Origin of the sequence: Microbacterium sp. LMI1-1-1.1 (assembly GCF_040815675.1) — a bacterium.
In the GTDB taxonomy this organism is placed as follows: domain Bacteria; phylum Actinomycetota; class Actinomycetes; order Actinomycetales; family Microbacteriaceae; genus Microbacterium.
In genome coordinates this window covers 159322-181901 of the sequence record NZ_JBFPNN010000007.1, presented here as the reverse complement: position 1 = coordinate 181901, position 22580 = coordinate 159322, and the positions used below count along the sequence as shown (strand labels likewise).

Below are 22580 nucleotides of genomic sequence, written 5' to 3'. Positions count from 1 at the left end.
CCGGCGGCCCTAAGGCCGCCGGCCCCCTGCAGGGTCGGACGTCAGTTGTTGACGGTGCCGCCCGCGGCGACGATCTTCTGCTCAGCCGAGCCGGAGACCTTGTCGACGGAGACGTTGAGCGCCACGGCGATGTCGCCGGTGCCCAGCACCTTGACCTTCTCGTTCTTGCGAACGGCGCCCTTGGCCACGAGGTCGACGATGGTCACATCGCCGCCCTGCGGGTAGAGCTCGGCCAGCTTGTCCAGGTTGACGACCTGGTACTCGACGCGGAACGGGTTCTTGAAGCCGCGCAGCTTGGGGGTGCGCATGTGCAACGGCATCTGCCCACCCTCGAAGCCGACCTTGACCTGGTAACGCGCCTTCGTGCCCTTGGTACCACGACCGGCGGTCTTACCCTTCGAGCCCTCACCACGACCGACGCGGGTCTTGGCGGTACGGGCGCCGGGGACCGGACGCAGGTGGTGGACCTTCAGCACACCGGGACGCGACGCCGGGGCGTCGGTGGTCGCGGCGGCCTTGCGGGCGGATGCCTTCTTCGGGGCGTCGGCCGCGACGGCCTCGTCCTTCTTGTCAGCCATTAGTCGATCTCCTCAACCTTCACGAGGTGAGCGACGGTCTTGACGTAGCCGCGCGTCTGCGCGTCGTCGGGACGGACGACCGAGTCGCCGATCCGCTTGAGACCGAGCGAACGCAGCGTGTCGCGCTGGTTCTGCTTCTCACTCACCTTGGACTTGATCTGCGTGACCTTCAGACGCTCGGCCATCAGGCACCTACCTTCTGAGCGGCGGCCTCCGCACGCACGAGGCGAGCGGGGGCGACCTGGTCGAACTCCAGGCCACGGCGGGCGGCCACGGCGCGGGGCTCCTCGAGCGACTTCAGCGCCTCGACGGTCGCGTGCACGATGTTGATCGTGTTCGACGAGCCGAGCGACTTCGAGAGGACGTCGTGGATGCCGGCGCACTCGAGCACCGCGCGGACGGGACCACCGGCGATGACACCGGTACCGGCGGCGGCGGGGCGCAGGAGCACCACACCGGCAGCGGCCTCACCCTGGACGGGGTGGGGGATGGTCGAGCCGGAGCGCGGCACGCGGAAGAAGTTGCGCTTGGCCTCCTCGACACCCTTCGAGATGGCGAGGGGGACCTCGCGGGCCTTGCCGTAGCCGACGCCCACGACGCCGTTGCCATCGCCCACGACGACAAGCGCCGTGAAGCTGAAGCGACGACCGCCCTTGACGACCTTCGACACGCGGTTGATGGTCACGACGCGCTCGAGGAACTGGCTCTCGTTGCGGTCGCGCGAACCACGGTCGCGCTGGTTGGCGTTGCGCTCGCGGCCACCGCGGCGCGGCTCGCGCTCACGCTCGGCCGGGGCCTGAGCGGCAGCTGCACCCTCTGCGGGGGCGGTCTGCTCGGTCACTTCGGTCTCCTTGTTGTCACTCACAGGTTCAACCCTCCTTCGCGGGCGCCCTCGGCGATCGCGGCGACGCGACCGGCGTAACGGTTGCCACCACGGTCGAACACGACGTCGGAGACACCGGCGACCTTGGCACGCTCGGCGACGAGTTCGCCGACCTTGCGGGCCTTGGCCGTCTTGTCACCGTCGAACGACCGCAGGTCGACCTCGAGCGTGGAGGCCGAGGCCAGCGTGTGGCCCTTGCTGTCGTCGACGAGCTGGACGAAGACGTGGCGCGCCGAGCGCGTCACGACCAGACGGGGACGGACGTCGGTGCCCACGACCTTCTTGCGAAGACGTGCGTGGCGACGCGCGCGGGCTGCGGACTTTGTCTTGAGAGCCATGGCTTACTTACCACTCTTTCCGGCCTTGCGACGCACGACCTCGCCCGCGTACCGGACACCCTTGCCCTTGTAGGGCTCGGGCTTGCGGATCTTGCGGATGTTGGCGGCGGCCTCACCGACGGCCTGCTTGTCGATACCACTCACGGTGACCTTGTTGTTGCCCTCCACCGTGAGCGTGATGCCGGCGGGGGGCTCGACCAGCACGGGGTGCGAGAAGCCGAGGGCGAACTCGATCGAGCTGCCCTTCTGCGCGACGCGGTAACCCGTGCCGACGACCTCGAGACCCTTGGTGTAGCCCTGGGTGACACCGATGATGTTGTTGTTGATGAGCGTGCGGGTCAGGCCGTGGAGCGACCGCGACTCGCGCTCGTCGTCGGGGCGGGTGACGAGAACCTGGTTCTCCTCGACCGACACCTCGAGGGGCTGCGCAATGGTGAGCGCGAGCTCGCCCTTGGGGCCCTTGACGGCGACCTCCCGGCCGTTCACCGAGACGGTGACTCCGGCGGGGATGTCGATGGGAAGACGTCCGATACGCGACATGTCAGATCACCACACGTAGGCGAGGACTTCCCCGCCGACGCCCTTCTGCTCTGCCTGACGGTCGGTGAGGAGACCGGAGGAGGTGGACAGGATGGCCACGCCCAGGCCGCCGAGGACCGTGGGGACCTCGGTCGACTTCGCGTACACGCGGAGGCCGGGCTTGGAGACGCGCTTGATGCCGGCGATCGACCGCTCGCGGTTCGGGCCGTACTTCAGCGTCATCGTGAGGGTCTGGCCGACACGGGCGTCAGCGACGCTCCAGTCGGCGATGTAACCCTCCTGCTTGAGGATCTCGGCGATGGTGGTCTTGAGCTTCGAGCTCGGCAGCGACACGGAGTCGTGGTGCGCAGAGTTCGCGTTGCGCAGACGGGTCAGCATGTCTGCGACCGGGTCTGTCATCGTCATCTGATGCTTCTTTCGTTCATGAGGTTTCGCCTGCCGTTACGCGACAGACGACCTTCGATGAGGGGCCCCCGGGGTTCCGGGGGCCCGGGGGGTTAGGCCTGCGAGTCCGCCGACTGGAACGGGAAGCCCAGCTGACGCAGCAGCGAGCGACCCTCGTCGTCGGTCTTGGCGGTCGTGACGATCGTGATGTCGAAGCCACGCACGCGGTCGATGCGGTCCTGGTCGATCTCGTGGAACACGGACTGCTCCTGGAGACCGAAGGTGTAGTTGCCGTTGCCGTCGAACTGCTTGGCCGACAGACCGCGGAAGTCGCGGATGCGGGGCAGGGCGAGGTTGACGAGGCGGTCCACGAACTCCCACGCACGGTCGCCACGGAGGGTGACGTGCGCACCGATGGCCTGGCCCTCGCGCAGCTTGAACTGCGCGATGGACTTGCGGGCCTTGGTGACGATGGGCTTCTGACCGGTGATCTTGGTGAGGTCCTCGACCGCGCCATCGATCACCTTGCTGTCGCGAGCAGCCTCGCCGACACCGGTGTTCACGACGACCTTGACCAGGCCGGGGATCTGCATGACGTTCGCGTAGCCGAACTCGTCCTGCAAGGCCTTCTTGATCTCGGTGTTGTACTTCTGCTTGAGGCGGGGCTGGATCTTGCCAGCCACCGCGGCAGTGTCGGTGCTCATGTTCAGAGGTCCTTGCCGCTCTTCTTCGCGAAACGCACGCGGACGGTGCGCTTGACGCCGTCCTTCACCTGCTCCTCGACGCGGTGACCGACACGGGTCGGCTTCTTGGTCGAGGGGTCGACGAGCGCGACGTTCGAGATGTGGATCGGGGCTTCGAACGTCTCGATGCCGCCGGTCTTGGTACCGCGCTGGGACTGGCCCACGCGGTTGTGCTTGGTGACGTAGTTCACGCCCTCGACGATGACGCGCTGGCCGCCGTCGAGGATCTCGAGAACCTTGCCCTGCTTGCCGCGATCGCCGGCCTTGCGGCCTTCCTTCTTCGGCTTTTCGGGCGCACCCGAGATGACCTGAACCAGGTCGCCCTTCTTGATCTTCGCCATGATCAAATGACCTCCGGGGCGAGCGAGACGATCTTCATGAACTTCTTGTCGCGAAGCTCACGGCCGACCGGCCCGAAGATACGGGTGCCGCGGGGCTCCCCGTCGTTCTTCAGGATCACGGCGGCGTTCTCGTCGAACTTGATGTACGAGCCGTCGGGACGGCGGGTCTGCTTCACGACACGGACGACGACGGCCTTGACCACGTCGCCCTTCTTGACGTTTCCACCCGGGATCGCGTCCTTGACCGTGGCGACGATGACGTCGCCCAGGCCGGCGTAGCGGCGGTTCGACCCACCGAGCACGCGGATGGTGAGCAGCTCCTTGGCGCCGGTGTTGTCGGCGACCTTCAGCCGGGATTCGTTCTGAATCACTTTTTACTCCTTGGGTTCCAAGCGAGCCGCGAGGCTTACTTGGCCTTCTCGAGGATCTCGACCAGACGCCAGCGCTTGGTGGCGCTCAGCGGACGGGTCTCGTTGATGACGACGAGGTCGCCGATGCCCGCCGAGTTGGTCTCGTCGTGCGCCTTGACCTTCGAGGTGCGACGGATGACCTTGCCGTAGAGCGGGTGCTTCACGCGGTCCTCGACCTCGACGACGATCGTCTTGTCCATCTTGTCGCTGACGACGTAGCCGCGACGCGCCTTGCGGTAACCGCGGGCGTTCTCGTCGCGCACGTCGTTCGCGGCGTGCTCGTGACCGGCGACCTGCGCCTCGGCCTCTGCCTTCTTCGCGGTGGCCATTACTCCGCCTCTTCCTTCGCGGCGTCGTCAGCGGCATCCGCCTTCTTCGCCTTGCTCTTCTTCGCCTTGACCTCGACCGGGGCCGGGGTGGCACGGATGCCGAGCTCGCGCTCACGGATCACGGTGTACAGGCGCGCGATGTCGCGCTTGACCGCACGGATGCGACCGTGGCTCTCGAGCTGGCCGGTGGCCGACTGGAAGCGCAGGTTGAACAGCTCTTCCTTGGCCTTGCGCAGCTCCTCGACGAGGCGCTGGTCTTCGAACGTGTCGAGCTCGCTCGGGGCGAGCTGCTTGGTGCCGATCGCCATTACGCGTCGCCCTCCTCGCGCTTGATGATGCGTGCCTTGAGCGGCAGCTTGTGGATGGCTCGGGTGAGGGCCTCGCGAGCGAGCTCCTCGTTCACACCCGCGACCTCGAAGAGGACGCGGCCCGGCTTGACGTTTGCGACCCACCACTCGGGAGAACCCTTACCGGAACCCATGCGGGTCTCGGCGGGCTTCTTGGTGAGGGGACGGTCGGGGTAGATGTTGATCCACACCTTTCCGCCACGCTTGATGTGACGCGTCATGGCGATACGAGCGGACTCGATCTGACGGTTGGTCACGTAGGCGGGGGTCAGGGCCTGGATGCCGAACTCACCGAACGACACCTGGGTGCCACCGGTGGCCTGGCCCGAGCGGCCCGGGTGGTGCTGCTTGCGGTACTTGACCTTGCGGGGGATGAGCATTACGCCGACGCTCCTTCTGCCACGGGGGCCTCGTTGCGGGGGCCACGACGACGGTCGCCGCCGCGGTCGTCACGACCGCGGGACTTCGGGGCGTTGGCCTGCTCGCGGGCGAGCTCCTTGTTGGTGAGGTCGCCCTTGTAGATCCAGACCTTCACGCCGATGCGGCCGAAGGTGGTCTTGGCCTCGTAGAAGCCGTAGTCGATGTTCGCGCGCAGCGTGTGCAGCGGAACGCGACCCTCGCGGTAGAACTCCGAGCGGCTCATCTCGGCGCCGCCGAGACGGCCCGACACCTGGATGCGGACACCCTTGGCGCCGGCGCGCTGGGCGCCCTGCAGACCCTTGCGCATCGCGCGACGGAAGGCGACACGAGCAGAGAGCTGCTCGGCCACACCCTGCGCGACGAGCTGAGCGTCGGCCTCGGGGTTCTTGACCTCGAGGATGTTCAGCTGGATCTGCTTGCCGGTGAGCTTCTCGAGGTCGGCGCGGATGCGCTCGGCCTCGGCGCCGCGACGACCGATCACGATGCCCGGGCGGGCGGTGTGGATGTCGACGCGGACACGGTCACGGGTGCGCTCGATCTCGATGTTGCTGACACCCGCGCGGTCGAGCGAGGTCGTCAGCAGACGACGGATCTTGATGTCCTCGGCGAGGTAGTCGGCGTAGCGCTGGCCGCGCTTCGTCGAGTCCGAGAACCAGCGCGACACGTGGTCGGTGGTGATGCCGAGACGGAAGCCGTACGGGTTGACCTTCTGTCCCATTACTTGCTCGCCTTCTTGTTGGTGCGCGCCGGGGCCGCAGCGGCCTCTTCGGGCGTCGCGAGCACGACCGTGATGTGGCTCGTGCGCTTCTTGATCTGGAAGGCGCGACCCTGTGCACGGGGCTGGAAACGCTTGAGCGTCGTGCCCTCGTCGACGTACGCGTTCTTCACGTACAGGTCGGCGTCATCCAGGTACTCGTTCGTCTTGTCGGCGGTGACGCGAGCGTTCGCGATCGCCGAGGCGACGAGCTTGTAGATCGGCTCGCTCGCGCCCTGGGGCGCGAACTTCAGGATGGCGAGGGCCTCTTCGGCCTGCTTGCCCTTGATGAGCGCAACGACACGACGAGCCTTCTGAGGGGTCACGCGGATGTGTCGCACGCGTGCGATGGACTCCACCATTTCTCTCTCCTCTAGCGCCCCCGCGTCAGCGGCGGCGGCCCTTCTTGTCGTCCTTCACGTGGCCGCGGAAGGTGCGGGTGGGCGAGAACTCGCCCAGCTTGTGGCCGACCATGGTCTCGGTCACGAACACGGGGATGTGCTTGCGACCGTCGTGCACGGCGATGGTGTGTCCCAGCATGGCGGGGATGATCATCGACCGGCGCGACCAGGTCTTGATGACGTTCTTGGAACCGGCTTCGTTCTGCGAGACGACCTTGCGAAGCAGGTGCTCGTCGACGAAGGGGCCCTTCTTAAGGCTGCGAGGCATCTTCCTCTACTCCTACTTGCGCTTCTTGCCGGCGGTGCGACGGCGGACGATCAGCTTGTCGCTTTCCTTGTTCGCGTGGCGGGTGCGGCCCTCGGCCTTACCCCACGGCGAAACCGGGTGACGACCACCGGAGGTCTTACCCTCACCACCACCGTGCGGGTGGTCGACCGGGTTCATGGCGACACCGCGGACGGTCGGGCGTACGCCCTTCCAGCGCATACGGCCGGCCTTGCCCCAGTTGATGTTCGACTGCTCGGCGTTGCCGACCTCGCCGATCGTGGCGCGGCAGCGCACGTCGACGTTGCGGATCTCGCCCGAGGGCAGACGCAGCTGCGCGTAGGGGCCGTCCTTCGCGACCAGACGCACCGAGGCGCCGGCCGAACGGGCCATCTTCGCGCCGCCACCGGGACGGAGCTCGATCGCGTGGATGACGGTACCGGTGGGGATGTTACGCAGCGGCAGGTTGTTGCCGGGCTTGATGTCCGCGCCGGCACCCGACTCGACGACGTCGCCCTGCGACAGCTTCGCGGGAGCGAGGATGTAGCGCTTCTCGCCGTCCGCGTAGTGCAGCAGCGCGATGCGCGCGGTGCGGTTGGGGTCGTACTCGATGTGAGCGACCTTGGCATCGATACCGTCCTTGTCGTTACGACGGAAGTCGATCAGACGGTACTGACGCTTGTGGCCACCACCGATGTGACGCGTGGTGATGCGGCCCTGGTTGTTGCGGCCACCGGTCTTCGACAGCGGGCGCAGCAGCGACTTCTCGGGCGTCGATCGGGTGATCTCGGCGAAGTCGGCCACCGACGAGCCGCGGCGACCGGGGGTCGTGGGCTTGTACTTGCGAATAGCCATTGTTCTGTCCTTGGTATCCCGGTCAGCCGACCGACGTGAAGATGTCGATGGTGCCCGACTTCAGCGAGACGATCGCGCGCTTGGTGTCCTTGCGCTTGCCGATGCCGAAGCGGGTGCGGCGGGCCTTGCCGACACGGTTGATCGTGTTGACCGAGGCGACCTTCACGCCGAAGATCTTCTCGATGGCGAGCTTGATCTCGGTCTTCGAGGCGCGCGGGTCCACGAGGAACGTGTACTTGCCCTCGTCGATGAGCGAGTAGCTCTTCTCCGAGACGACCGGCTTCAGGATGATGTCGCGCGGGTCCTTGTTGACGGCGGTCATGCCGAGACCTCCTCGGTGGCGCCGGACTTCGACGCGACGAACGCGTCGTAGGCGGCCTTGGTGAAGACGATGTCGTCGGAGACGAGCACGTCGTAGGCGTTCAGCTGGCCGAAGGTCAGCACGTGCACGTACGCGAGGTTGCGCACGCTCTTGACCGTCAGCTCGTCGTCGCGGTCGATGACCACGAGGACGTTCTTGACGGCGCCGAAGGCGGTCAGCACGGCGGCCGCAGCCTTGGTCGAGGGCGCGCCCTCGATGCCGAAGCTGTCGACGACGTGCAGACGCGAGCCGCGGGCACGGTCGCTCAGCGCGCCCAGGAGGGCGGCGGCGATCATCTTCTTGGGGGTGCGCTGGCCGTAGTCACGGGGCTTGGGGCCGTGGACGATGCCACCACCGGTCATGTGCGGCGCGCGGATCGAACCCTGACGGGCGTTACCCGTGCCCTTCTGCTTGAAGGGCTTGCGGCCGGCACCCGAGACCTCGCCACGACGCTTGGTCGAGTGCGTGCCCTGGCGGGCGGCGGCGCGCTGGGCGACGACGACCTGGTGGATGAGCGGGATGTTCGTCTTGACGTCGAAGATGGCGGCGGGCAGCTCAACGGAGCCGGCCTTCTTGCCGTCGGCCTTCAGGACGTCGAGCGCGAGAGTCGAGTCAGCCATGAGATCAGGCACCCTTCACTGCGTTGCGGACGTAGACGATGCGGCCGCGCGCGCCGGGGACGGCGCCCTTGACGAGCAGCAGACCCTTCTCGACGTCGACGGCGTGCACCGTGAGGTTGAGGACGGTCACGCGCTCGCCACCCATACGGCCGGCCATGCGCATGCCCTTGAAGACGCGGCTCGGAGTCGACGAGGCGCCGATCGAACCGGGCTTGCGGTGGTTGCGGTGCGCACCGTGCGAAGCGGAGACACCCTTGAAGTTGTGGCGCTTCATGACACCGGCGGTGCCCTTGCCCTTGCTGGTGCCGACGACGTCGACCAGCTGGCCGGCCTCGAACAGGCCGTCCACGGTGAGCTCCTGGCCCAGCGAGTAGTCGGCGGCGTCCGCGGTGCGCACCTCGGTGAGGTGGCGGCGCGGGGTGACACCGGCGGCCTCGAAGTGAGCCGTGAGGGGCTTGTTCACCTTGCGGGGGTCGATCTGGCCGTAGCCGATCTGCACGGCGTTGTAGCCGTCCTTCTCGACCGAGCGGAGCTGGGTCACGACGTTCGGGGCGACCTCGATGACGGTGACGGGAACGAGCTTGCCGTTCTCGTCCCACACCTGGGTCATGCCGAGCTTGGTGCCGAGGAGGCCCTTGGAGATCTTGGAGTTGATGTCAGCCATGTCGAACCTCAGAGCTTGATCTCGATGTTGACATCGGCCGGGAGGTCGAGGCGCATCAGGGAGTCGACGGCCTTGGGCGTCGGGTCGATGATGTCGATGAGGCGCTTGTGGGTGCGCATCTCGAAGTGCTCGCGGCTGTCCTTGTACTTGTGGGGCGACCGGATGACGCACACGACGTTCTTCTCGGTCGGCAGGGGAACCGGGCCCACGACAGTGGCGCCGGCACGGGTCACGGTGTCGACGATCTTGCGCGCGGACGAGTCCAGTCCGGCGTGGTCGTACGACTTCAGGCGAATGCGGATCTTCTGTCCCGCCATTGTCTGCTCACTCTCTTTCTCGCGTCTTACCCGACCCCGGGCATCGGACGCACGGTGGCGCTCTCGCGCCCTGGCACTTCCCCTCGCTTGCGCGAGAGATGCTGCACCGCTGTTCAGCTGTCAAACCGGGCGCACGGCGCCCGGCCCGTCCCTCTCCGCGCGCACGCGCACGGATTCCCTGGGGGATGAGGGGGTTCGGTGTGTGTTCTGCTGCCCGCGGCCCAGGTCCCTGCGCTTTCGCGCCGCCTGTGCACTGCCCTGGCAGTGATCCTGGCGCGCGCCGAGCGCACGCCGGAATGTGGAACTGGTCTAGTCTACGTGGGCCCCGGGCCAGCCGCAAACCCGGGCGTGTCGCGCGCAGCGATCACTCAGAAAAGCCGACGGCGCCGCCCCGTTCGGAGCGGCGCCGCGGACGGCATCCCGGTCAGGAGTTGCCGATGTTCTTGTCGATGTTCGCGCGCGTGCTGTCGATCTTGGCGTGGTGCTCGGCGGGCACGACCTTCTTGATCGCGTCCGCCGCCCCGTCAAGGATCTTGTCGCTGACCTCCTCGGCCTTCTCGCTCTTGAGGGCTTCCTCGATCTTGTCGCGGTTCTCGTCGAGGAGCTTCTTGCTCTTCGCGATGATGTCGTCGACTCCCATGAATCCTCCTCGTGGTCACGCCCGTGGCATCCCGGGCGCCTTCATTCTGGACCGGACGGCGGCGCGAAGGGAACGGGTTGCGCGACACCCCCGGACACGACGAAGGGGCCGGGCCCGAAGGCCCGACCCCTGTCGGTTCAGTCCGAGGACTTACTTGATGATCTTGGTCACCGTGCCGGCGCCGACGGTGCGGCCACCCTCACGGATCGCGTAGCCGAGGCCCTCTTCCATGGCGATCGGCTGGATGAGCTCGACCGACATCTCGGTGGTGTCACCGGGCATGACCATCTCGGTGCCCTCGGGCAGCGTGATGACGCCGGTGACGTCCGTGGTGCGGAAGTAGAACTGCGGGCGGTAGTTCGTGAAGAACGGGTTGTGACGGCCGCCCTCCTCCTTGGACAGGATGTACGCCGTGCCCTCGAAGTTGGTGTGCGGGGTGACCGAACCGGGCTTCACGACGACCTGGCCGCGCTCGACGTCGTCACGCTTGGTGCCGCGGAGAAGCAGACCGCAGTTCTCGCCGGCCCACGCCTCGTCGAGCTGCTTGTGGAACATCTCGATACCGGTGACCGTGGTCTTCTGCGTCGGGCGGATGCCGACGATCTCGACCTCGGAGTTGATCGCGAGGGTACCGCGCTCGGCGCGGCCGGTGACGACCGTGCCACGACCGGTGATGGTGAAGACGTCCTCGATGGGCATGAGGAACGGCTTGTCCTTGTCACGCACCGGGTCGGGGATCGACGAGTCGACGGCCTCCATGAGCTCGACGATCGAGTTGACCCACTGCTCGTCACCCTCGAGAGCCTTGAGGCCCGAGACGCGGACGACGGGGGCGTTGTCGCCGTCGAAGTCCTGCGAGGACAGGAGCTCGCGGACCTCGAGCTCGACGAGCTCCAGGATCTCCTCGTCGTCGACCATGTCCGACTTGTTCAGCGCGACGAGCAGGTAGGGGACGCCGACCTGCTTGGCGAGCAGAACGTGCTCACGGGTCTGAGCCATCGGGCCGTCGGTGGCGGCGACCACGAGGATCGCGCCGTCCATCTGAGCGGCACCGGTGATCATGTTCTTGATGTAGTCGGCGTGACCCGGGGCGTCGACGTGAGCGTAGTGACGCTTCGGGGTCTCGTACTCGACGTGCGAGATGTTGATGGTGATACCGCGCTGGCGCTCTTCCGGCGCCGAGTCGATCGACGCGAAGTCACGCTGGACGTTGGTGGCCGACGGGAACTTGTCGGCGAGCACCTTCGAGATGGCAGCGGTGAGCGTGGTCTTGCCGTGGTCGACGTGACCGATCGTTCCGATGTTCACGTGCGGCTTGGTCCGCTCGAACTTGGCCTTAGCCACTGGGTCCTCCTCAGGACGTTGGTTGCGAGGTCGCGGGCGCTGGATTGCGACCGGTTCTTCGCGGGGATGGTTCTCAGATTACTAGAGAGTCGGTATTCAGTTTGAGCGGATGCCGGGAACCCGAGCAGAACCCGGGGTCCCCGGCATCCGTGAGAGCGGTGTTACTCGCCCTTGTTCTTCTGGATGATCTCGTCGGCCACGGCCTTCGGGACATCGGCGTAGCTGTCGAACTCCATCGAGTAGACGGCACGGCCCGAGGTCTTCGAGCGCAGGTCGCCGATGTAGCCGAACATCTCGGACAGCGGCACGTTGGCCCGGACGACCTTGACGCCGGCGGCGTCCTCCATCGACTGGATCTGGCCACGACGCGAGTTCAGGTCGCCGATGACGTCGCCCATGTACTCCTCGGGAGTACGGACCTCGACAGCCATGATCGGCTCGAGGATCGTGGGGTTCGCCTTGCGGACGGCCTCCTTGAAGCCCATCGAGCCGGCGATCTTGAACGCCATCTCGGACGAGTCGACGTCGTGCGAGGCGCCGTCGAGGAGGATCGCCTTCACGCCCACCATGGGGTAGCCGGCGAGCACGCCGACGTTCATGGCGTCCTGGAAGCCCTGGTCGGTCGGCGAGATGTACTCGCGCGGGATACGACCACCGGTGACCTTGTTCTCGAACTCGTAGGTCTTGTCGGCCGTGACCTCGAGCGGCTCGATCGCGAACTGGATCTTCGCGAACTGACCCGAACCACCGGTCTGCTTCTTGTGCGTGTAGTCGTGACGGTCGACGGTCTTGCGGATCGTCTCGCGGTACGCGACCTGCGGCTTGCCGACGTTGGCCTCGACCTTGAACTCGCGCTTCATGCGGTCCACGAGGATGTCGAGGTGCAGCTCGCCCATGCCCTTGATGACGGTCTGACCGGTCTCGGCGTTCTGCTCGACGCGGAACGTCGGGTCCTCTTCGGCGAGCTTCTGGATGGCGACACCCAGCTTCTCCTGGTCGGCCTTGGTCTTGGGCTCGATGGCGACCTCGATGACCGGCTCCGGGAACGTCATCGACTCGAGGACGACCTGGTTCGCCGGGTCGCACAGGGTGTCACCGGTGGTGGTGTCCTTGAGGCCGATGACCGCGTAGATGTGGCCCGCGGTGACGGACTCGACCGGCATCTCCTTGTTGGCGTGCATCTGGAAGATCTTCCCGATGCGCTCCTTCTTGCCCTTGGTCGCGTTGACGACCTGGGCCCCGGAGTCGAGGTGACCCGAGTAGACGCGGATGTAGGTGAGGCGACCGAAGAACGGGTGCGTCACGATCTTGAACGCCAGGGCCGCGAAGGGCTCCTCGCGGTCGGCGTGGCGCTCGATGACGACCTCTTCGTCCTTGGGGTCGTGAGCCTCGATGGCCGGCACGTCCAGGGGCGAGGGGAGGTAGTCGACGACCGCGTCGAGCATCGGCTGCACACCGCGGTTCTTGAACGCCGAACCGCACAGCACGGGGTAGACCTCGCTGGCGATCGTCATCTTGCGGATGGCGCCCTTGATCTCCTCGTGGGTGAGCTCCTCGCCGCCGAAGTACTTCTCGAGCAGCGCGTCGTCGGACTCCGCGACGGTCTCGAGGAGCTTCTCGCGGTACTCGTTCGCCTTCTCGACGAGGTCGGCCGGGATCTCCTGGATCTCGTACTTGGCGCCCATGGTCACGTCACCCTTGGCGTCACCGGGCCAGACCAGCGCGCGCATGTAGACGAGGTCGATGACGCCGACGAAGTCGTTCTCGGCACCGATCGGGAGCTGGATGACCAGCGGCTTCGCCTTGAGGCGGTTGACGATGGTGTCGACCGTGAAGTAGAAGTCGGCGCCCAGCTTGTCCATCTTGTTGACGAAGCAGATGCGGGGGACGTCGTACTTGTCGGCCTGACGCCACACGGTCTCGGACTGGGGCTCGACGCCCTCCTTGCCGTCGAAGACGGCGACGGCACCGTCGAGGACGCGGAGCGAGCGCTCCACCTCGACCGTGAAGTCCACGTGACCGGGGGTGTCGATGATGTTGATCTGGTTCTTTTCCCAGAAACAGGTGACGGCGGCGGAGGTGATCGTGATGCCACGCTCCTGCTCCTGCTCCATCCAGTCGGTGGTGGCCGCACCGTCGTGCGTCTCGCCGATCTTGTGGTTGACGCCCGTGTAGAACAGGATGCGCTCGGTCGTCGTCGTCTTGCCGGCATCGATGTGCGCCATGATGCCGATGTTGCGGACCTTGTGGAGGTCGGTGAGCACGTCTTGTGCCACGGGTGTCTTCCTTACCTGTTGGGAGGTTGATGCCGGGCCCATCGGAGGGTCCGCGACCGGGGTGCGGTCACGGACCCTCCGCGGGTTTTACCAGCGGTAGTGCGCGAAGGCGCGGTTCGACTCGGCCATCTTGTGGGTGTCCTCGCGGCGCTTGACCGCGGCACCGAGGCCGTTCGAGGCGTCGAGGATCTCGTTCTGCAGACGCTCGGTCATCGTCTTCTCACGACGACCCTTCGCGTAGCTCACGAGCCAGCGCAGCGCGAGGGTGTTCGCGCGGTGCGGCTTGACCTCGACCGGAACCTGGTAGGTCGAGCCACCGACGCGGCGGCTCTTGACCTCGAGGGTGGGGCGCACGTTGTCGAGCGCCTTCTTGAGGGTGGCGACGGCGTCCTGGCTGTTCTTCGCCTCGACACCGCGGAGGGCGTCGTAGACGATCGACTCGGCCAGCGACTTCTTGCCGTCGACGAGGATCTTGTTGACGAGCTGGGTGACGACGGGAGCGCCGTACACCGGGTCGTTGACGACGGGACGCTTCGGGGCGGGACCCTTACGAGGCATGGTTCTCAGCCCTTCTTCGCGCCGTAGCGGCTGCGAGCCTGCTTACGGTTCTTGACAGCCTGGGTGTCGAGCGCACCGCGGACGATCTTGTAACGGACGCCGGGGAGGTCCTTCACACGACCACCACGGACGAGCACGAGCGAGTGCTCCTGCAGGTTGTGGCCCTCGCCGGGGATGTAGGCGGTGACCTCGGTGCCGTTGCGGAGCTTCACACGAGCGACCTTGCGCATCGCCGAGTTCGGCTTCTTCGGGGTGGTCGTGTACACGCGGGTGCACACGCCGGCCTGCTGGGGGTTCGACTTCAGCGCGGGAGCCTTGGTCTTCGAGACCTTCGGCGAGCGGCCCTTGCGAACCAACTGCTGAATGGTTGGCACGTTCTCTCCTTGATTGTGCTGCACGGTGACAGCGTCGTGTCTCCCCCGACTCGTCGCGCATCTTGCGATTCGTGACGTGTCGGGCTCACGTGTGATCCACCGCGCGCCAGAATGATCGGACGCGGGAGTGGTGGATATGCCGTGGGGGTGGCCTGTTCGCAGACCCGTCCCTGAGATGTGGGAGCCTTCGTCGCCTGGTGTCGTACCGAGGCACGACGCAGCGCGCGCGAGTGCGCACACCCGCTCAATGATACGCGCGTTTCCGCGGGGCGGCAAACGTCCGGCGCCACTCCGGGTGGGAGGATCCTGGATGCCGCCCGGGACGGCTCAGAACGCGAGGACGGCGACGGCGATCGCGGCCGCCGTCACGGCGAGCAGCACCCCGGCGGCGACGAGGAGGAGCACCACCGCGCCCCGGCGTCCGGAGCGCGGCCGGACGGCGCCGGCGTCGCCCGCGCCCGCGGCACGGACGGGGACCGCGCGACGCTCGACGCGGATGGCCCCGTCGTCCCGAGGCCCGTACGTGTCGCGGTCCAGCGGGTCGGGCGTCCGCGCCGACCGCCGCGCGAGGTCGCCGAGGACGGGATCGGGCTCGGCCCGCCGGAGAGCGGCCCGCGTCCCCGGCGGGGGGTCGGGCGCGGCCGCGGGACCGGCGGTGCGCACGTCCCCGGGGCGGGTCCGCCGTTCCGTCTCATCCCGGCCCTCCGCGCGACGCGTACCCACCGCGGCGTCCGCGACGTCGTCGAGGGCCGCGGCCCGGGTCCGCCGGGTGCGGGCACCCGTCGTCGTGTCGTCGAGAACGGCAGCACCGGATGCCCGGGGGCCCGTCGTCGTGTCGTCGTCGTCGGCGGGACGCGAGGACCGACTGACGACAGCCGTCGCGTCGAGCGGGTCCTCGTCCTCCCCCGCGGGGCTCGACTCCCCCGAGTCGCCGGTCGGGACGGTCGGGCGCGGGCGCGACCGCACCGTCTCCTCCTCCGGCCCGTCGACCGACGGGCGGGGCTGCGAGCGCACGGTCACCTCGTCGGGCAGGTCCGGCGGCGCGAGCGGGCGCGACTCCCCCGCATCGTCGGCCGGCACCTCCGCGCGCGGGCGCGAGCGCACCGTCTCCTCGTCGGGCACGTCCGCGCGCGGGCGCGAGCGCACCGTCTCCTCGTCGGGGACGCCCATCGGCGGGCGCGAGCGCACCGTCGCTTCGTCCACAGCGTCGTCGTCCGGGGCGACGTCGACCGAAGCCGGGACCGCCGGCCACGGACGGAGACGGCCGGCCCAGAGGGTGACGTCGTCGACGTCGTCGGGCCCGTCCGCGCTGGTCACGCCTCGCTCCGCGACAGGCGGACCTCCGCGTCGCCGAGGAAGAAGCGCTCGCCCGCCTCGATCTCCTCGCCGGGAGGCGCCTCGACCTCGGTCCCCATGAGGGTGGCGAACAGGACGCCGTTCGTGGACCCGAGGTCGGTGACGTACCAGGTGTCCGATCGCAGCTCGAGACGCGCGTGCGTCTTCGAGACCGTGCGCGTCTCGTCCGAGATCGCGACGAGCTGCGCGTCGGGGTAGGCGGGATCCGGGGACGGGCGACGGCCGAGGATCACGACGGTCGAGGTGATGTCGACCGCGGTGCCGTTCGGCGGCACGAGCCGCCACGGGATGCGACGACGACGCGCGACCACGGTGCGGTCCATGGCCTCGAAGTCGTCCTCGCCGGGCACCTCCGGCTGCGTGTAGAGCGCGGAGACCGATGTCCGGGCGGAGCGCGGCGCCCCCGCGTCCGGCGCGCCGACCACCGCCGACACCGCCTCGGACGGCTCGGGGAAGTCGTCGTGCAGGTCGTCGTCGACGGTCGGGGTCGGGTCCGAGGGCGGCGCCGGACGGGTCAGCGGAACGCTGCCGATGGGAGCGACGGGAGTGCCCTCCCCTCGGCGCGGCACGTCCGCCCACGGGGCGTCGGACGCGTCGTCGCGCGTCTGCGGCTCTTCCGGCGCGGCGTCGGGGGCGACGGCGGAGGGGGCGACGACGGCGGGGGTCTCACCTGACGAGGGGTTCCCGCGCCGGACGGGCGCGTCGACGAGCGGAGCGGCCGAGATCAGCTCGGGCCGGTCGTGGTCGAGATCCCCCGCATCGAGGTCGGCGGGCGCGGACGTCGCCGGGCCGTCGTCGGCCGGGGCCGCGACGGGGGCGGCGGACGCGTTCTCGTCGCGCGTCGCCGAACGGGACGAGTCCGCGCGGCGACCGACGCCCTCGTCCGCGGGCGCACTGTCGCGCATCGCGTCGAGCGCCGCGAAGACGGAGGTGGGCGGAGCGGGGTCGTCCTCGACGGTGCGCGCGGGCGGCGCCCAGTCCACCGGGCCGGGGACCGCGTCGGACAGCGAGCCGGACGGCGCGGCGAAGGGGAGCGCCACCGGCTCGGAGAGCGGGGACGGCTCATGGCGGGGACCCGACGCGGAGCCGATCGGCGTCGCGGGGCCCTCGGGGGCGGCATCCGGGATCCATCCGCCGATGAGCGGGACGTAGGGACCGTCGAGGTCCTGCCGCCGGCGGGCGGGGTCGAGGTCCCCAGCCGTCCCGGACGGGCCCTCCCAGCGGGCGGAGCCGAAGCCGAGGATGCTCGCCCACACCGGGAACAGCACCACGCCCAGGACGGTCATGCCGCCGCCCGCGCCGAAGGCGGTCGAGACACGGTGCAGCACGATCACCCAGATGACGGCGAAGGCGATGAGGCCGAAGAACGGCACGAGGTTGATGAGGACCAACCACGGCGAGAAGCCGCCGACGCGCAGCAGCGTCGCGGTGTTCAGGACCGGCACCCAGGCCTTCCAGGCGTCCTCGCCGGTCTTGCGGAAGAGGGCCGCGAGCGCGAGCCCCACCCAGACGTACAGGATGACGATGAGCACGAGGGTCAGCAGTCCGAGGACCACCGAGGTCGAATCGTTCATGTGCTGCGGCGCGACCGATCGTCGGTCCGGCGCCTCCCCCTCTCGTCCCGGTGCGGAGCTGCGCGCCGAGACGGGCGCGGAGCCAGGAGCCGCACGAACGATCTCAACGATACGGCCGCGCGGAGCCGTCGCCAGAAGCCGCGCTGACGGAGCAGCTCACGCCGATCCGCCTCGACGATGCGCCAGAAGCGCTCCACCTCGTCGGCGGTCACCGTCGCGGGCGAGAAGACGGCACGGTCGGCGTCCTCCGCGAGCCGCTCCCCCGACGACGTCGCGAACGCCGTCGCCACCTCGCGGCGGGTCGGCGCGCGCGGCACGACCCGTCCGGCGTCCACTCCGGCGTCGACGTACTCGTCCCACCCTCCGGCGATCGCGGCGCGGGGGTTCGGGTCGCGGCGCCGGCCGCGACGCCGCAGGACCTTGGCGAGGACGATCGCGAGGGACGGGCCGAACAGGACGAGCAGGACGAGCAGCGAGAGTCCCGCGGCACGCAGGACGGGCCACAGCCAGGCGAGGTCGACGCCGTCGTCGGCGCGCGGGTCGTCGTCGAGACCGTTGTCCTCCTGGACGGGGTCGGGCGGGACGACCTCCTCCACCGTGTCGGGCCGCACCTCGGTGACGATCTCGGGATCCCGCTGCTCGGTGACCTCGAGGCTCGGCGACTGCTCCCACTGCGGCGTGACGTCGAGCGGCATCCATCGTCCGTCGACGCCGCGGACCTCGGTCCATGCCGTCAGGTCCTGCGCACGGCAGACGCCGTCGGTGCACGTGCTGACACCGGGATCGGGGGACGTCAGCCGCGCACCCACCACGACGCGGGACGGGAAGCCGAGCTCGCGCGCGATCAGCGCCGCCGCGACGGAGAACTGCTCGTCGTCGCCGACCGCGGCCACGTAGTTGCCGGTGGTCTCGGCGCGGGCGTCGCCCTCGCGCTCCAGGAGCCGCGAGAACATCAGGTCGATGCGGGCGAGGGAGTGTCCCGACGCGCTGGGCTGCAGCTGGTACCCGGGGAGCTCGGCGGTCCACGCGGGGGCCGGCGCGCCCTCGGCCGGCAGCAGGCCGTGGCTGAGGTATCCGCGGTCGCGCAGCAGTCGCACGAGCGCGTCCAGTGCCGCGCCGCCCTCGCCGGTCGCGTGCTCCTCCACCCAACGACGCAGGTTGTCGCCCCCGCGCGTCGCGTCGCCGGCCCCGGGCGCCTCGAGTGCGGCCAGGTCCGTCGTCGCGGGCTCGACCGCCGAGAGGACGTAGCCGTCGCCCGGCTCCAGACCGCCGTCGGCCGTCTGGACGCCGGCCTGCGCCCCGGCGCTGTAGTAGAAGCTGTCCGCGAGGAGCGTCTGCCGCTCGCCGTCGAACCGCACCCGGGCGAGGCTGCCCGCCGTCGGCATCCAGATCCCGTCCCATGCGTCGATGAGCACCCGCACGTCGACCTCGCGCCCCTCCCCCGGATCGATCCGGGAGGGCACGCGCACGAAACGCCCGCTCTCGGCGCCCGACGCGCGGAAGACCTCGCCGTCGTAGGCGTCGAGCGTCGCGACGCGGATCCGCTCCGGCAGGACGCCGTCGTCCCCGGTCACGGTGAAGAGCACCTCGTCGGCTCGCTCGTCGGAGAACATCGCGCGGTACTCCGCCAGCGGACTCACCGCGGCGGCGATCTGACGCTCCGGGCCGGTGGCCGCGCGCAGGACCTGGCGGTCGGCGTCCCGCGCGGCGGCGGGCACGACCGCGACCGCGGCGACGACGGCGACGGCGAGCATCGCCGCGCCGAGGGCCGTGCGACGGCGGTCCGCGGGCGACGAGCGGCGCGTCGTCGGCACGGGGCCGCTCTCGGCCGCACGGTCGAGGGCGCGCACGCGTTCGTCGTGCGCGCGCCAGGCGAGCCACAGCATCGCGGTGACCAGCGCCAGCAGACCCGTCGCGGTCTCGACGGGAGCGGGGACGGTGACCGGACCGATCGTCAGCGGGGCGCTCGTCGAGGTCCGACCGAAGAACAGGCCGAAGCCCGACATGGCCAGACCCGGCACCACCGCCGCGACGGCGAGCCGGTCGGTGCGCCACGACAGGCGCAGGGTGAGGGCCGTCCCGACGAGGAACACCACGAGCGCCGGGATCAGGAGGTTGCGGTACGTGCCGACCGGGAGGTCGACGGTGACGAGGTCCTTCCAGGCCAGCACGAGGCCCGCGAGCGCCTCCCCGAGCCCGCGGAGGATCTCCGCCGGACCGCCGAGCCGCGAGGGCACGGCGAGCGGCACCGCCAGCAGGACGAACGCGCCGCCGAGGGTCGCGGCCACGGTCCACCCGCTCCACCGCCGCCAGCCGGCGACCGCCGTCACGGCCCCGGCGACGACGGCGGAGACGGCCGCCAGGACGAGGAACGCGCCGCCCGCGTAGACCGGCCAGGCCGCCACCGCGGCGAGGGCCACGGCGGCCGCGGTGTAGAGCGCGCCGGAGACGACCCGCCGACGCGCCGCGGCGTCGCGGCGTCCCGCGCTCACGACGTCGCTCCGCGCACGAGCAGTCCCGCGAGGTCGTCGAGGGTTCCGATGGTCAGAACCGTCAGGCCCGACACCGCCTGCATGCGCGGGTGGGCCCGCTCGTCGCACACCACCGCGGCCACGGCCGTGTCGGCGGGGAAGGCGAGCGCGGCCTGCCGCAGCCGCGCGACGGGGACGAGGGATCCGGTGACGACGAACGCGATGGACAGGCGCTCGTTCGCCTCGGAGGTCAGCCGGCAGACGTCCTCGACCGCCATCGTGTTCTCGAAACGCTCCAGGGCGCTGAACCCGTCGAGCATGGCGCGGGGGGTCACCGTCGCGACGTTCCGGACGGCCCGCAGACGGCCCCTCACCACGCGCGGGATCTCGGAGCCGGTCACGACCGCGACATCGCGGGCGTCCTGGACCGCGCGGAGGCCCAGCGACGCGGCGGCGCTCACAGCGAGCTCGTACTCGTCGCCGTCGAGGAACTCGGCGTCGGCGGCGCCCAGGACGACCGCCATGCGCGACCGGCGGGACTCCTCGTACTGACGCACCATCAGGCGCCCCGTCTTGGCGGTGGACTTCCAGTGGATCTGCCGGCGGGAGTCCCCCGGCACGTACTCGCGGATGGCGTGGAAAGACATGTCCGCGTCGACGAGCCGCCGCGTGGCGTTGCCCTCCAGGTCGCGGATCAGCCCGGCGCTGGTGGACGGCAGCCCCACCGTGCGGGGGTGCACGTACAGGTCGTGCACGTCGTCGAACGCGTGCTCGCGCCGCAGGAGCCCCAGGGGGTCGCTGCGGACGGTGGTGACGGGTCCCACGCGGACGATCCCGCGCGGAAGCGCGGGCACCTCGAGCGGCTCGGAGACGCTCTGCCCCGGACGCAGCAGCGGAACGCCGAACTCGACGAGACCGCGGCCGACGGGGATGTCCAGCCGCCCCGGAAGGGCGAGGCGGGAGCCCTCGTTGCGGACGACGAGCGCACCGGTGACCCCCTGACCGGCGACCACGCGCTCGTGCGTGAGCGCCAGGTCGACGTCGTAGGCCCGGGCGCCGAACAGGAACGGCACGCTCATGACGAGCAGCGCGAGCGACACCGCGCCCGCGACCATCCACTCGATCCAGCCGAAGGCCACGCCCAGCAGCAGCCCCGCGGTCGCGGCGACTGCGACGAGCGCCCCCGCCGGCCGGACCGTCCGTCCCGCCCACCGCACCGCGGCGACCACGGCGGCGACGACGACGCGCCAGATCTCGGCCGCCCGGACGATCGCGCGCACGAGACGGCGCTGCCGACGCGACGACGTGGAGGTGATCGATGTGCGCGACCCCGTGGCCATGGTGCCCGCCGAGGTGCGGGTGAGGCGGGACTCGGTGCGGAGGTCGGTCATCGCGGCATCCGCACGCCTGAGGCGGTCACGGCCGCCGGGCCGGGACCGGGATGGATGCCGCCGGCGAGGCGTCTCATGCGCTTTCGCGCTGCGTGGGGGGCAGCGTGTCGAGCAGGACCTGGCCCACGACCGCCTCCTGCGTCACGCCGTCGAACTCCGCCTCCGGGTGCAGGATCAGGCGGTGCGAGAGGACGGGCACGGCCAGGGCCTTCACGTCGTCCGGGGTCGCGTAGGTGCGTCCCTGGGAGGCGGCGCGGGCGCGCGTCGCGCGCGTGAGGGCGAGCGCCCCGCGGATGCTGACGCCCAGGCGCACCTCGTCCGCCGACCGCGTGGCGTCCACGAGTCGGGCGATGTAGTCGAGCACGAGGGCGTCGACGTAGACGTTCGCGGCGAGGTCGGCCATGCCGACGAGGGCCTGCGGCGTGATGATCGGGCGCAAGTCGCCGGTCGCCACGGCGACGCCGTCGAGGATGCGGACCGTCGCCGCGTGGTCGGGGTAGCCGAGGGAGGTGCGCAGGAGGAAGCGGTCCAGCTGCGCCTCGGGCAGCCGATACGTGCCGGCCTGCTCGACGGGGTTCTGCGTCGCGAGCACGAGGAAGGGCACGCCGACCTCACGGGAGACGCCGTCGATGGTGACGCGTCCCTCCTCCATGACCTCCAGGAGCGCGGCCTGGGTCTTCGGGCTCGCGCGGTTGATCTCGTCGGCGAGCACGATGTTCGCGAAGATGGGGCCCGCGTGGAACTCGAACTTCCCGGTCTGCTGGTCGTAGACCGTGATGCCGGTGATGTCGCCCGGGAGCAGGTCGGGCGTGAACTGGATGCGGGTGTTCGTCCCCTGCACCGACTGCGCGACGGCGCGCGCGAGCGAGGTCTTGCCCGTCCCCGGGACGTCCTCGAGGAGGACGTGGCCGTCGCTGAGCATCGCGGTGAGCACGAGCTCGACCACGTGGCGCTTGCCGAGCACGGCGCGCTCGACGTTGTCGGCGATCTGCGAGAAGGTCTGGGCGAACCAGGTGGCCTGCTCCTGGGTGATCGTCATGCGGTGC

30 protein-coding genes are annotated in these 22580 nt (G+C 69.5%); all 30 read right to left on the bottom strand.

The genetic code is table 11. The features are described 5' to 3' along the window. Positions 1–41: 41 nt before the first annotated feature. The 30 genes from rplO to MRBLMI1_RS06605 all read right to left on the bottom strand — a co-directional run bounded on the left by rplO (position 42) and on the right by MRBLMI1_RS06605 (position 22573). Positions 42–578 carry a 50S ribosomal protein L15 gene (gene rplO / locus MRBLMI1_RS06750; RefSeq protein WP_367728688.1) on the bottom strand — a complete coding sequence of 179 codons (537 nt, stop codon included), beginning with the start codon at positions 576–578 and terminating at the stop codon, positions 42–44. Further along, entirely contained in the window at positions 578–763 is a 186-nt protein-coding gene (rpmD, locus tag MRBLMI1_RS06745) for a 50S ribosomal protein L30 (protein ID WP_013583998.1), read from the bottom strand. Before rpmD ends, rplO begins: the two co-directional genes overlap by 1 nt. Beyond that, on the bottom strand, positions 763–1443 hold the full coding sequence (gene rpsE, locus MRBLMI1_RS06740) for a 30S ribosomal protein S5 (RefSeq protein ID WP_387055717.1): 681 nt from the start codon (positions 1441–1443) through the stop codon (positions 763–765). Before rpsE ends, rpmD begins: the two co-directional genes overlap by 1 nt. Then, positions 1440–1799, bottom strand: a complete 360-nt coding sequence (gene rplR / locus MRBLMI1_RS06735) for a 50S ribosomal protein L18 (RefSeq protein WP_367728676.1) — start codon at positions 1797–1799, stop codon at positions 1440–1442. The genes rpsE and rplR overlap by 4 nt, the downstream gene beginning before the upstream one ends. Positions 1800–1802: 3 nt before the next feature. After that, on the bottom strand, positions 1803–2339 hold the full coding sequence (gene rplF, locus MRBLMI1_RS06730) for a 50S ribosomal protein L6 (protein WP_367728673.1): 537 nt from the start codon (positions 2337–2339) through the stop codon (positions 1803–1805). 6 nt (positions 2340–2345) lie between these two features. After that, a complete protein-coding gene (gene rpsH, locus MRBLMI1_RS06725) occupies positions 2346–2744 on the bottom strand; it encodes a 30S ribosomal protein S8 (RefSeq protein WP_367728670.1) in 399 nt (132 codons plus the stop codon). 92 nt (positions 2745–2836) lie between these two features. Further along, entirely contained in the window at positions 2837–3427 is a 591-nt protein-coding gene (gene rplE / locus MRBLMI1_RS06720; protein ID WP_367728665.1) for a 50S ribosomal protein L5, read from the bottom strand. A gap of 2 nt (positions 3428–3429) precedes the next feature. Next, the gene (gene rplX / locus MRBLMI1_RS06715; protein WP_367728661.1) at positions 3430–3807 is read right to left on the bottom strand and encodes a 50S ribosomal protein L24; all 378 of its coding nucleotides are present in this window, start codon (positions 3805–3807) and stop codon (positions 3430–3432) included. Between the two features lie 2 nt (positions 3808–3809). Continuing rightward, positions 3810–4178, bottom strand: a complete 369-nt coding sequence (rplN, locus tag MRBLMI1_RS06710; RefSeq protein ID WP_013584005.1) for a 50S ribosomal protein L14 — start codon at positions 4176–4178, stop codon at positions 3810–3812. 35 nt (positions 4179–4213) lie between these two features. Continuing rightward, positions 4214–4546, bottom strand: coding sequence for a 30S ribosomal protein S17 (rpsQ, locus tag MRBLMI1_RS06705; protein ID WP_022877835.1), 333 nt, complete (start codon positions 4544–4546; stop codon positions 4214–4216). Continuing rightward, positions 4546–4854: a 50S ribosomal protein L29 gene (gene rpmC / locus MRBLMI1_RS06700; protein WP_367728653.1), complete on the bottom strand. Its 309-nt coding sequence runs from the start codon at positions 4852–4854 to the stop codon at positions 4546–4548. The genes rpsQ and rpmC overlap by 1 nt, the downstream gene beginning before the upstream one ends. Beyond that, the gene (gene rplP / locus MRBLMI1_RS06695) at positions 4854–5273 is read right to left on the bottom strand and encodes a 50S ribosomal protein L16 (RefSeq protein WP_077049577.1); all 420 of its coding nucleotides are present in this window, start codon (positions 5271–5273) and stop codon (positions 4854–4856) included. Before rplP ends, rpmC begins: the two co-directional genes overlap by 1 nt. After that, positions 5273–6031: a 30S ribosomal protein S3 gene (gene rpsC, locus MRBLMI1_RS06690; RefSeq protein WP_367728645.1), complete on the bottom strand. Its 759-nt coding sequence runs from the start codon at positions 6029–6031 to the stop codon at positions 5273–5275. The genes rplP and rpsC overlap by 1 nt, the downstream gene beginning before the upstream one ends. Then, positions 6031–6429, bottom strand: coding sequence for a 50S ribosomal protein L22 (gene rplV / locus MRBLMI1_RS06685; RefSeq protein WP_367728632.1), 399 nt, complete (start codon positions 6427–6429; stop codon positions 6031–6033). The genes rpsC and rplV overlap by 1 nt, the downstream gene beginning before the upstream one ends. A gap of 25 nt (positions 6430–6454) precedes the next feature. Further along, complete coding sequence (rpsS, locus tag MRBLMI1_RS06680) at positions 6455–6736, bottom strand: 30S ribosomal protein S19 (RefSeq protein WP_013584011.1); 282 nt, start codon at positions 6734–6736, stop codon at positions 6455–6457. Between the two features lie 12 nt (positions 6737–6748). Further along, the gene (gene rplB / locus MRBLMI1_RS06675) at positions 6749–7588 is read right to left on the bottom strand and encodes a 50S ribosomal protein L2 (protein WP_013584012.1); all 840 of its coding nucleotides are present in this window, start codon (positions 7586–7588) and stop codon (positions 6749–6751) included. Positions 7589–7610: 22 nt separating this feature from the next. Then, positions 7611–7910, bottom strand: coding sequence for a 50S ribosomal protein L23 (rplW, locus tag MRBLMI1_RS06670; protein WP_367728628.1), 300 nt, complete (start codon positions 7908–7910; stop codon positions 7611–7613). Beyond that, complete coding sequence (gene rplD, locus MRBLMI1_RS06665; RefSeq protein ID WP_367728627.1) at positions 7907–8569, bottom strand: 50S ribosomal protein L4; 663 nt, start codon at positions 8567–8569, stop codon at positions 7907–7909. Before rplD ends, rplW begins: the two co-directional genes overlap by 4 nt. A 4-nt stretch (positions 8570–8573) precedes the next feature. After that, positions 8574–9233, bottom strand: a complete 660-nt coding sequence (gene rplC, locus MRBLMI1_RS06660) for a 50S ribosomal protein L3 (protein WP_367728624.1) — start codon at positions 9231–9233, stop codon at positions 8574–8576. A gap of 8 nt (positions 9234–9241) precedes the next feature. Continuing rightward, entirely contained in the window at positions 9242–9550 is a 309-nt protein-coding gene (gene rpsJ, locus MRBLMI1_RS06655; protein ID WP_013584016.1) for a 30S ribosomal protein S10, read from the bottom strand. Positions 9551–9974: 424 nt separating this feature from the next. Continuing rightward, positions 9975–10190: a hypothetical protein gene (locus MRBLMI1_RS06650; RefSeq protein WP_367728612.1), complete on the bottom strand. Its 216-nt coding sequence runs from the start codon at positions 10188–10190 to the stop codon at positions 9975–9977. A 150-nt stretch (positions 10191–10340) separates the two neighbouring features. Then, complete coding sequence (tuf, locus tag MRBLMI1_RS06645) at positions 10341–11534, bottom strand: elongation factor Tu (protein WP_108317909.1); 1194 nt, start codon at positions 11532–11534, stop codon at positions 10341–10343. 161 nt (positions 11535–11695) lie between these two features. After that, positions 11696–13810 carry an elongation factor G gene (fusA, locus tag MRBLMI1_RS06640; RefSeq protein ID WP_367728609.1) on the bottom strand — a complete coding sequence of 705 codons (2115 nt, stop codon included), beginning with the start codon at positions 13808–13810 and terminating at the stop codon, positions 11696–11698. Positions 13811–13897: 87 nt separating this feature from the next. Next, the gene (rpsG, locus tag MRBLMI1_RS06635) at positions 13898–14368 is read right to left on the bottom strand and encodes a 30S ribosomal protein S7 (protein ID WP_022878284.1); all 471 of its coding nucleotides are present in this window, start codon (positions 14366–14368) and stop codon (positions 13898–13900) included. Between the two features lie 5 nt (positions 14369–14373). Beyond that, a complete protein-coding gene (gene rpsL / locus MRBLMI1_RS06630; RefSeq protein WP_013584051.1) occupies positions 14374–14742 on the bottom strand; it encodes a 30S ribosomal protein S12 in 369 nt (122 codons plus the stop codon). A 327-nt stretch (positions 14743–15069) separates the two neighbouring features. Further along, the gene (locus tag MRBLMI1_RS06625) at positions 15070–16059 is read right to left on the bottom strand and encodes a hypothetical protein (RefSeq protein ID WP_367728601.1); all 990 of its coding nucleotides are present in this window, start codon (positions 16057–16059) and stop codon (positions 15070–15072) included. Continuing rightward, the gene (locus tag MRBLMI1_RS06620) at positions 16056–17672 is read right to left on the bottom strand and encodes a DUF5684 domain-containing protein (protein ID WP_367728588.1); all 1617 of its coding nucleotides are present in this window, start codon (positions 17670–17672) and stop codon (positions 16056–16058) included. The genes MRBLMI1_RS06625 and MRBLMI1_RS06620 overlap by 4 nt, the downstream gene beginning before the upstream one ends. Then, positions 17669–20164, bottom strand: coding sequence for a DUF3488 and transglutaminase-like domain-containing protein (locus tag MRBLMI1_RS06615; protein ID WP_367728586.1), 2496 nt, complete (start codon positions 20162–20164; stop codon positions 17669–17671). The genes MRBLMI1_RS06620 and MRBLMI1_RS06615 overlap by 4 nt, the downstream gene beginning before the upstream one ends. Next, the gene (locus MRBLMI1_RS06610; RefSeq protein ID WP_367728584.1) at positions 20161–21534 is read right to left on the bottom strand and encodes a DUF58 domain-containing protein; all 1374 of its coding nucleotides are present in this window, start codon (positions 21532–21534) and stop codon (positions 20161–20163) included. The genes MRBLMI1_RS06615 and MRBLMI1_RS06610 overlap by 4 nt, the downstream gene beginning before the upstream one ends. A gap of 73 nt (positions 21535–21607) precedes the next feature. Continuing rightward, complete coding sequence (locus tag MRBLMI1_RS06605; protein WP_367728583.1) at positions 21608–22573, bottom strand: AAA family ATPase; 966 nt, start codon at positions 22571–22573, stop codon at positions 21608–21610. Positions 22574–22580: the final 7 nt, after the last annotated feature.